The 9,484-nt window shown below is 47.0% G+C and carries 6 protein-coding genes; 1 reads left to right on the forward strand and 5 read right to left on the reverse strand.

What is annotated here, in order from left to right; genetic code table 11:
* The 5 genes from VIP81_RS01405 to VIP81_RS01425 all read right to left on the reverse strand — a co-directional run.
* On the reverse strand, positions 1-2,440 hold a 2,440-nt coding region (locus tag VIP81_RS01405), incomplete at its 3' end, for a glutaminase family protein (protein ID WP_331956688.1).
* Between the two features lie 317 nt (positions 2,441-2,757).
* A complete protein-coding gene (locus VIP81_RS01410; RefSeq protein ID WP_331956689.1) occupies positions 2,758-4,050 on the reverse strand; it encodes a hypothetical protein in 1,293 nt (430 codons plus the stop codon).
* 73 nt (positions 4,051-4,123) lie between these two features.
* Positions 4,124-6,424, reverse strand: coding sequence for a family 20 glycosylhydrolase (locus VIP81_RS01415; protein ID WP_331956690.1), 2,301 nt, complete (start codon positions 6,422-6,424; stop codon positions 4,124-4,126).
* 192 nt (positions 6,425-6,616) lie between these two features.
* Positions 6,617-7,216 carry a pseudouridine synthase gene (locus tag VIP81_RS01420; protein WP_331956691.1) on the reverse strand — a complete coding sequence of 200 codons (600 nt, stop codon included), beginning with the start codon at positions 7,214-7,216 and terminating at the stop codon, positions 6,617-6,619.
* A gap of 208 nt (positions 7,217-7,424) precedes the next feature.
* Positions 7,425-8,573: a putative sensor domain DACNV-containing protein gene (locus VIP81_RS01425; RefSeq protein WP_331956692.1), complete on the reverse strand. Its 1,149-nt coding sequence runs from the start codon at positions 8,571-8,573 to the stop codon at positions 7,425-7,427.
* A gap of 234 nt (positions 8,574-8,807) precedes the next feature.
* Between VIP81_RS01425 and VIP81_RS01430 the strand changes: the two genes are divergently transcribed.
* Complete coding sequence (locus VIP81_RS01430; protein ID WP_331956693.1) at positions 8,808-9,392, forward strand: RNA polymerase sigma-70 factor; 585 nt, start codon at positions 8,808-8,810, stop codon at positions 9,390-9,392.
* Positions 9,393-9,484: the final 92 nt, after the last annotated feature.

Genomic DNA, 9,484 nt, shown 5'->3' on the forward strand with positions numbered 1-9,484 from the left:
ACTTCGCATCCAGCATCTTCATAAAATACCCTCCTACTACACTCCTCGCCTGAAAACCAACCTGCCGGCCATCAGTGGTTTCATGCCAGTCGCTCAGCGGAACACGTGTAGGCGTGCCCGTAGCATAGGTGTATAGCGGCGCAACGAATGCACTAAAATCACTGGCGTTGTCGGTGAGTACGGCGGTCCACATAATCCAGTCCGACTTGGTGTAAGTCTTGCGGCTATCCAGTGGTAAGCCGAATTTATGTTGTTGCGTGAGATAGTAATTTATTTCTTTCTTGTATACGTCGGCAGGGAATAAATTAAAGTTCAGCACTTTGTCCCATACCATGTTGTATTTCTGGCTCCAGGTGTTTTTACTTTCGAAAGCGAGACTGAAATGATCGCCATCGTCGGCGAGTTTTGTCCATTTAGCGGCCATTTCTTTGGCGGCGGTTTCATATTTATCTGCGGTGGCAGTTTGTCCGGACATCCGCGCCAGCATGGCGTATGCACGAATACCGGCAATCGCTTTCAGCGAAAGGTTGGTATTACGTGCCAGGTGTCCTGCAAAGTCATCTGTACATAACTGGTTTGCCGGATCAAAACCTTCTTTCATCAGGTATTCGGCCCAGGTGGTGAGGGTGGCCCAATGTTTTTTGGCGTAGTCGGCATTGCCTTCTGCGCGGGCAATGGCGCCGGCCAGTATCAGCATGTTACCGGATTCTTCTACGGGCATACCTTCGCCATAGGCTTGTCCGTTGGCGAGTGGGTAGGTACCCAGATCATGCGCGGCGTAAGGCTTGGTGTAATGACCACTTTCAGAAAAATAGAAGATGCCGTTCATCATCCCTTTCAGCAAATCAGGATTGTAAAGTAAAAATAACGGAGCAGATGGATAGGTGATATCTACAGTATTGATACAGCCGTTGCTGAAATTTTCTTTGGAAAGAAAAAGAATTTCTCCCTGTGGACTCTTTACCAGTTTATGTCCGGAAATCGCCTGTCTGTAGGCCAGCTCGCAGAGTTTGGCGTAAGATTCACCACCGGTGGCTACGGCATCTTTATGCAGTTGCGCATTGAAGGCGGCGCACTTTTCCAGGATGCTGGCGTAGTCGGTGTAGGCAGCATTTAATTGTTTATCGATAGTTTGACTAGCATCATTTTTCCACCATGCTTTGAGGTTGGTGTTAAAGTATTGCAGGGCGAACAGATCGTCGTAGCCCAGCAGAAACAGTTGTTCTTTGGCGGTGCTGTTTACGGCGCCCAGGTTCACGGCGGTACTTAATACTACGTCTTTATCCAGTTTGGTACTGGCTACGGTGCCTTTGGCAAATGCCTGCATGGCATCGTCGCTGGTGCTGATGTATTGTACCGGATGTGCGGCCGTCGGAGCGGCTACATACATATAGCCCCAGTCTATGCGCAGATCATCCCCTTTCTTCTTTAAGATGGGTTGTTCTTTGGTGCCCGCTTTTAAAACAGACAGTTGGCCGGAAGTATATTTACTGGTGGTAACAGGCTGTGATGGCGTGTTTACGCTGATGTTGGAAGAAGCCCCGAAATACACAGATACCTGGTGGCTGGCGTTATCGTTGGCAGCTACTTTGTAGGAAATATAAGATACCGGTCTTGACAACAGCATCAGATCATCCATCAGTAATGGCGAGGTGAAGGTAAGCGTGAGGTCTACTTTGCCACAGGTGAAATTATAGCTGGTTTGCGTAGCAGTAATGTTCACGGCAGTCTGTACACCTTTCTCTATCCCTTTCTCGCCGGGAACGGCAGATAAACGCGAAATACCGGCATCCAGGAATGCGCCACCGGCGGTGTTCAGAATATGAATGGCCAGCACATTGCCTTTGCTTTTTAATTTACTTTTTACAGCATCTGGAATAGGGCGATAAACATATTTATTCAACCACCCTTCGTAATTATAAATTTCTTCTCCATTGAGGTATACTTTAATATTATCATCATGAGATATTTTTAAAAACAACTCCGCTGCTGATACGTCACCGATATCGAATGTTCTGCGGGTCCAGAGGTCATGGCTATGCCATGGCGTGCCGCCGGCGCTGGAATTGTCGCCGAACGGGGCTTTGCCCGTCTTCCAGGCTTTGTCGTCGTAGGCCGACTGCATCCAGTCCTCTCCCGGTGTCGTTTCCGTATACTTTACGGTGTACGCCTTTTCATCACTGGTAGGTACCAGTCCCTGATAGCTTTGTACATTTTGTCCGAGTACCCGGTAGCTAATGCCATCTACCTTTACCAGGCCGGTGAGTGATTGGGAAGCTCCCGTCCAATGGGTCGTAGAGCTGTTATTCAGCTCATCTGTGGTGGACCAGATACTAAAATAAGGATCATGCGTGATCAGAGGATAGGCCGGCGCCTGTTGTTGTGCTACCACACTGCTGCTTAAACCCAGCAATGCTACAAATGCAAATGTCTTCACCATAACGTGATTTAAAACAGTTAAGCGTATAAAATACAATTAATAAATCTATTACATTTTTCTTGTGAATTATAACCGTTCATAAAAAAAATGAATCTCAACAGTTACATATCTGCCACAAACGCCAATAGTACTAGCCGGACGCAAAAAAAGAGAGGGACATAAAAAAAGCGTAGACCCTGCGAACGCCTTGGAGGCCCTGAGAAGCCTTGTCAGTACGTATTTCAGATCTACGCGTATCTTAAATTAATTAAATTCGATACAGGTAAGGAGCGCAAAAATACACTTTTACATGAAATTCTGCATTAAATCTTATCAAACTATCCGGGAAAAATGGCAAACCATTCCGGACGGGCACGAATCAATACCGCAATACCCCATATCAGCAACGCCATCCCCAGCGCTCCCCAGGCCCGTTTGTTCTTCCAGCTCCAGCCCAGCATCACAGGCAATTCCCAGTATTTAATAAACACAAAAATAAGGATCCCGCCCAAGCCGGTCCAGGCTACCCACAGCATCCCCAGTTTCGATCCCTCCAATACCTCGGCACACAGGAACAGCAGGGTTAATGCCTGCATCCACCAATAGTTTTTGATACCCCCGCGGGTAATATCTGCAATAGATAATAATAAACACAGCCCCGTCAAAAAAACACTCAGCATCAGCAATGACTCAGGAAGGATCACCTGCAGTAACACCATCCATACGCCCAGCGATATCACCGCATAAGCCGCCAGGCGCCGGTCCTTTACCCTAATCCGATGATCCGGGAAGGGAAAAATCAAACGACTTAAAACTGACTCCATATGCCGTAACGGGGGTAATGCAAAGATGCCAATCATCACCGGCACCATCACTTCGTAACGATACCACACATCCGGACATACCCGCATCACCCATAACACCACTAGCGAGGTGAGTATAGCCGGCACCGATACATGTATAAAGGTGCGGCCTGCCGGATAGTAATCATCAAAACTATCCTTAATAATACTGGAATACTCCTTTACATGATGTTGACGTGTAAGGATGGCCGTTAGTTGTGTCCAGATCGTGACGAGGCCTATCTGAATCACCACTGTTCGCAGCACCACATCCGGTATCATCACACCAAAGTAAACAGCGGCAAGGCTCACTGCCAGCATCTCCCAGCTTAACATCCGGGGAGAAAACAAGCGCCGGAACAGCGGTGAAAAATACAGGACCAGCCTTCGCCATACGCCCGGTATATATCTACCAAACAATTGCAGCAGCGCAAAAGCCCCTACCAGCCCCGCTAAACCCAGTAACAATCTCGAAGCTGTAAATACGCCCCGGAGTGCCTGTAACCGCGACGGCGTTTTCATAGCATACACCAATTCTGTATTCGCCAGCAACTCGCTGCCCAGCAACTTCCCATCATCGGGTGAAATATTGCCCAGTTCGGACTGATGCTGCCGCCAGAAGCTGTCCGCCTCCACAGGCGTAGCCCAGGTATTTAATGTACCATACTGATACAACAAAGTTTTTTGATTGGCACTAAGAGACGTCAATATTTTCGCCAGGGCAATATCCGTGGCAAATGCCGCCTGGCCAATGGTTAACAGGAACAATAATATTTTTACAATACGCATAGTTGGTATAAAAATAATAAAAAAGAGCGAATGACGATCCGCCATCCGCTCCCTATAGTGATATCATTTTTTATTATCGTCCTGCCCCAAACCAGCTGTCAGGCACCGGTTGCAGCTTGCTGCCATTCACACTGTATTCCAGTTTGAGGGTATATCCCCCACCACCTTCTACAAAGGCCACCTTCACCGGATGCCAGCCTTTTTCCAACGCTACCTGCCCGCTCTTCTGAAAAGGAGCGTGCCAGCCATCGTTATTCACTACTTCCTGGTCGTCGATATATAAGATACCGCCATCATCAACCGTCAGGTAAAAACTGTAAATACCGGTAGCAGGTACATTAATGTAACCCTGTATCCGCGCACCAAAAGCGCCACCGCCTTTACCCATGCCTTCCGGAATGATGGCGTTGTTTACGCGTACACTGCTATCCGATGTCTGTTTTATTTTAGTGGCACTCTTATAAGCCCCTTTATAATAGTCCAGTTTTAAACCAGGCCGCGCATCTTTTACCACGGTAGCTTTACGATATGCTTCCTTGCGGTAATGCAGAGTATAAATGTCTCCACGGTTGCCCGCAGGGCTGAAAGCCGCCAGCTTAATGGTTTGTGGCTCGCTGATGCTGTAATGCGCCGGCAATACCGCCGCATTTTCACCCGGTATAGTACCGTCGGTAGTATAGCGGATAGTCATATCCGTTAGTGGCTTCTTTACCTCCAATGTCCCCTTGTCTACAAATACGTTGTCTTCTGTAAAGCCGTCCAGGTCAGGTAAACGATAATGCACACCTAAATAGTCCAGGCGTTTATATTGTTCGTTCAGCCGTTGGAGATAGCCGTCGTAGTCGTTGCGGTTCGTCCACAATACTTCCGCCAATGCTGTCATTCGTGGCATAAACATATAGTCCGCACGTTTTTCAGAGGGAATGTATTCTGTCCACATATTCGCCTGCGCGCCCATAATATATGCCGCTTCATCTGCCGTTAATCCCTTTGGAATGGGCTGAAAGTGATACACGTTATAAATGGAATTGCGATCCGGCGTACCATCAAAATACAGCGGATTACCTGGTGTCATGATCACATGGTTACCATGTTTGGCCGCCTTTATAGGGGCATCAGGCACCCAGGAACGCCAGTACATCAGCACTGCGGTAGGACTGATACCACCTTCCAGGATTTCATCCCAGCCAATCAGTGTTTTGCCTTTGGACTTGAAGAATACTTCCATCCGTTTTACAAAATAGCTTTGCAGCTCTTCCACCGTTTTCAGGTTATTGGCTTTCATCACTTCGGCACAACCGGGAGCCGCAGCCCAGCTGGTTTTCTCTACTTCATCAGCGCCAAGGTGTATATATTTTGATGGAAATAATTCGGCTATCTCTGTGAAAATATCTTCTGCAAAAGCAAAAGTAGATTCGTTACAAGGACAAATCGGCGTGGAAAAACTTTTACCCCAGCCTATTTCTCCGCTACATGCCAGGAATGGATAAGCCCTGATGGCCGCCATCATATGCCCCGGCATATCTATTTCAGGAATAATTTCGACATGACGCGCAGCGGCATAACGAATAATGTCTTTCATTTGCTCCTGTGTGTAGAAGCCGCCATACAAGGTTTTACCATCTCTATGGATAATATGCGTGGTGTCAATGGCCATATCCGGATTGGTCACGGCCTTTTCCATACACACGGAATCCTGGTTATTGAATTCGCGCCATGCACCCTGAGACGTTAACAGCGGATACTTTTTTATTTCAATGCGCCAACCCTGATCATCGGTCAGGTGCAGGTGCAGCTTATTCATTTTGTAGAGTGCCAGCAGGTCAATGTATTTCTTAAGATAATCTACAGAGAAGAAATGCCTCGACACATCCAGGTGCATACCACGCCAGCCATAAGCGGGATGATCTTTCACTTCCATGGCCGGAATAGTGATCTTCTTCAAATCCGGTGTAGTGGCGTCTTCTATACCCGCCGGCATCAGCTGCCGCAAGGTTTGAATAGCACGGAAAAAACCGGTAGGTGTTTTCGCGGTCATGAGTAACTGCGTGCCGCTGATGTCCAGCGTATAGTCCTCCTCTCCCGCCAGTGCAGGGTTCTGACGCATGACGATGGCGCCTTTCACCACTTTATCCGCCGTCAGCAGCGGTTTACCCAATGCCTGTGTAAGCAACAATTCCAGTTGTGCCGTTTCAATTAAAAAAGGCGACGGGTCCTCCGGCAATACCAGTCTGGTAGCCGGTGTTATCACAAATGTGCCGGTTTTAGCGGTCAGTTGTTGCGGATAGGGAATGATGGGGTAGCGCTGTGACTGCGCAAAAGTAACCTGCAGTAATAAACACAAAGCCCCTGCAAGCCCGAAAAGTTTCCTCATAATAATATCTCGTTAAAACATGATTCCAAAGGGCAAACCTAATAAGAATCAACCCATTAAACTAATGCCATCTTCGCTAATACTGTCGCAAAATTGTCCCCTCTGCGGGAGCTCATCTCTCTAAATACCTTTCTATAGGGAAGGCTGTAAAGGAAGCCTTCTTCATAAATACCCCTTAACACAAACGCTCCGTCAATCCTTATAATCATCAATTTTCAGCAGGGAAAAAAACTCCTCTTCCGGCAACTCTTTCACTTCTCCCGGCTGCAGGTTGCCCAGCAACAGGTCTTCAATAGATATCCGGATCAGGCGCTGACAACGATGATGCACTGCTCCCACCATCTTTCTTACCTGGTGAAATTTTCCTTCTGTCAGGGTAATCGTTAACCAGGTATGCGGGGCGTTATTTGGCAATTCCCTCGGATGATCAAACAATCCCGGAGGACGGGGAACGATTTCCACGCGGCAAGGCGTAGTGATGTACTCCTGCCCTTCCGCAATGCAAATGGCGACACCTTCTTTCAGCCGTTGTAAAGTAGCCTCACTCATGATGCCCTTCACCCTTACCAGGTAAGTGCGCTCATGTGGCGCCTTGCCCTGAAACAACAGCCGCGTTACTTTTTTATTAGTGGTTAATATTAATAATCCTTCCGAATCATTGTCCAGTCGCCCGATGGCATGCGTGCCTTCCGGGAAATCAAAGTCCAGCTCTCCCAGCAGCCGCACAGGATGCGAACTGACGAATTGCGAAACCATGTTGTGTGGCTTATTGATAATAAAGTATCGATCCATATAATGGTTCCAAAGTAAAGAATATTCCAGCGGATCTTTTGTTCAGGATTATACTGATTATAATGATTATACTGATTTTCTTTTTTGATTTTGAAAGATTAGAAAAAATAATATTCTTCTTTCTAATCTTCAAAAATCAAAAAAATCAAAAAGGACAAAAATCAGTATAATCATTATAATCAGTATAATCCTGAACAAAGACACTTCATTAAATCAGCAATATATCTATCCGGTGCGCCTGCACCAGCTGCTGCTGGGCCGACCAGGAAAATACGGTGAAGTAACCATCCTGCGACGCTACCAGTGCATGTGAGTCATGCTGATCATGCACAAACTGCGCGGCCGACAAATGCCTGGTGCCGCCAATGGCAGACGGATGAATCAAAGTAGGAATGCCACCTTCTATCGGCTCTGCAAGCAATACTTTGTCTACCGGCCACGCATCCCTGGCCCTGGTTATTTTAGCGCCAAAGGCGAGTAATTCCTGCTGATCGTTGACAATGGTAGCCCCATCCACCGCAGTAAGACCGGTAATATTTTCTACTTCTCTCCGAAGGGCATTTTGCCAGAAAATTTCTGTGACGCTTTTACCGTCATATCGCAACAGGTCCGCTACGCCCGAAAAGGCAGGATGGATAGGGTATTGCAGGGGATGTATAATAGACTCGCGCCACGCATCACTTTTGGAAGGGGTAACGAGTAAAATACCACCACGCTTATGCGCCCGCATGGATACGGCTATCTGTATCAGCACATTCACGCCGTTGTTCCATAAACAGGAAGGCGTAAGGCCCAGCAATGATTTAAGAATAGGCGGACTATCGGGTAGCAACCCACTGTCTTCATTGACCACTTTTACCTGGTCGCCGCGTAAAACGGCCACATTGGTAAACTTTCCCAATCCGGCAGCACGGCGGTGTTTCACCACCAGCAATCCCGGTTCAGACACATCCAGCACAAAACACAGGTTGGGCAATTTAATGGTAGTACCCCATACATACAGTTCATCACCTTCAAACCACACGCCTACATGAATGCCCGGACGTTCTACCCCCGGCGCCAGCTTGGTGAGCAGCTGCGGCGTTAGCAGCAAGGGCTTCTCAAACAGTAATGGCTTGCCGGCCTGTGATGGTGGCAAAAACGCCAGTGATATACGAATGGGATTACCTTCTTCTTTACGTAAACTGGCCCAGAAAGCCACGTCTATAATTTTCTCCACCTGCCGCGCTTCCGGCACAATGGCGAGATCATCTTCTCCATTCTCTTTCGCAGCAGAAAGATGTTTCTGAAAATGTGCTTCTATGGTCCCGGCTACCTTAGCGGCCGCCTGATATGTTGCTTCGTTAACTATTTCCATAATGCCAGGTACACTTTTAAGTCCGGATTAAACCGCTAAATTAAGGCTTTTCGATTTAGCTATCTGCCATTAGCCATTAGCTTTTAGCAAATGTAGTAGATCGGAAATATCTCCGCTGCATTTTGCTAAAAGCTAAAAGCTAACGGCTAATAGCTAAAATAATATTACTCCCGGCGAATTTACGGCTAACAAGCTATTCCATAAAACAGTAATTTGCTGATACTGTAACCACGTATGGAATTGAATACCTATAATGAAAGGGAACTATTGTTAAGCCTTGCAAAAGGTAATGACAATGCCTTTGCCGGCTTATTCCATCACTATCGTCATCGCATATACGCTATTGCTTTCCGTTTGCTGGGTTCCACCTCACAGGCTGAAGACACCGTACAGGATGTTTTTCTGAAGATGTGGCTAAAGCGGCAGGAACTCCATGAAGTCAGTCACTTCAAAGCCTATCTTTTTACGGTAACACGTAATCATATCTTTACTGCACTCAAATTGCTGGCCCGGGAGCAACTCATGGAATCCGAACTTTCTGCTACCATGATCTCGAATATCAAAGAGGCAGCTATCATTCAGAAAGAATATGAACAGATCCTGCGAAATGCCATCGCACAATTATCGCCCCAACAGGAGCTGATTTATAAATTAAGTAAAGAAGAAGGACTCAAAAGAAATGAAATTGCAGACCGCCTGCAATTATCTCCCGAAACCATCAAAGTGCATCTGGCTAACGCTATGCGCTCTATCCGCGCCTTCTGCCTGGCACGTATGGACCTCAATACCTTCCTGCTCCTGATTTGCCTTTTTAACTAAATCGAATTTTTTTTGCGGTACCCTAACCCATCCGTTTCGTTTTAGTGTCTCCTTATATAACAACCTTTATCAAATCGCTATTCATGACAGTA

Source organism: Chitinophaga sp. (assembly GCF_036566945.1).
Lineage (GTDB): Bacteria > Bacteroidota > Bacteroidia > Chitinophagales > Chitinophagaceae > Chitinophaga.

What these genes read in the sequence shown, in the direction of transcription:
- VIP81_RS01410 (WP_331956689.1), bottom strand. Translation starts at nt 4,050, where the DNA reads ATGCGTATTGTAAAAATATTATTGTTCCTGTTAACCATTGGCCAGGCG.
- VIP81_RS01415 (WP_331956690.1), bottom strand. Translation starts at nt 6,424, where the DNA reads ATGAGGAAACTTTTCGGGCTTGCAGGGGCTTTGTGTTTATTACTGCAG.
- VIP81_RS01425 (WP_331956692.1), bottom strand. Translation starts at nt 8,573, where the DNA reads ATGGAAATAGTTAACGAAGCAACATATCAGGCGGCCGCTAAGGTAGCC.
- VIP81_RS01430 (WP_331956693.1), top strand. Translation starts at nt 8,808, where the DNA reads ATGGAATTGAATACCTATAATGAAAGGGAACTATTGTTAAGCCTTGCA.
- VIP81_RS01420 (WP_331956691.1), bottom strand. Translation starts at nt 7,216, where the DNA reads ATGGATCGATACTTTATTATCAATAAGCCACACAACATGGTTTCGCAA.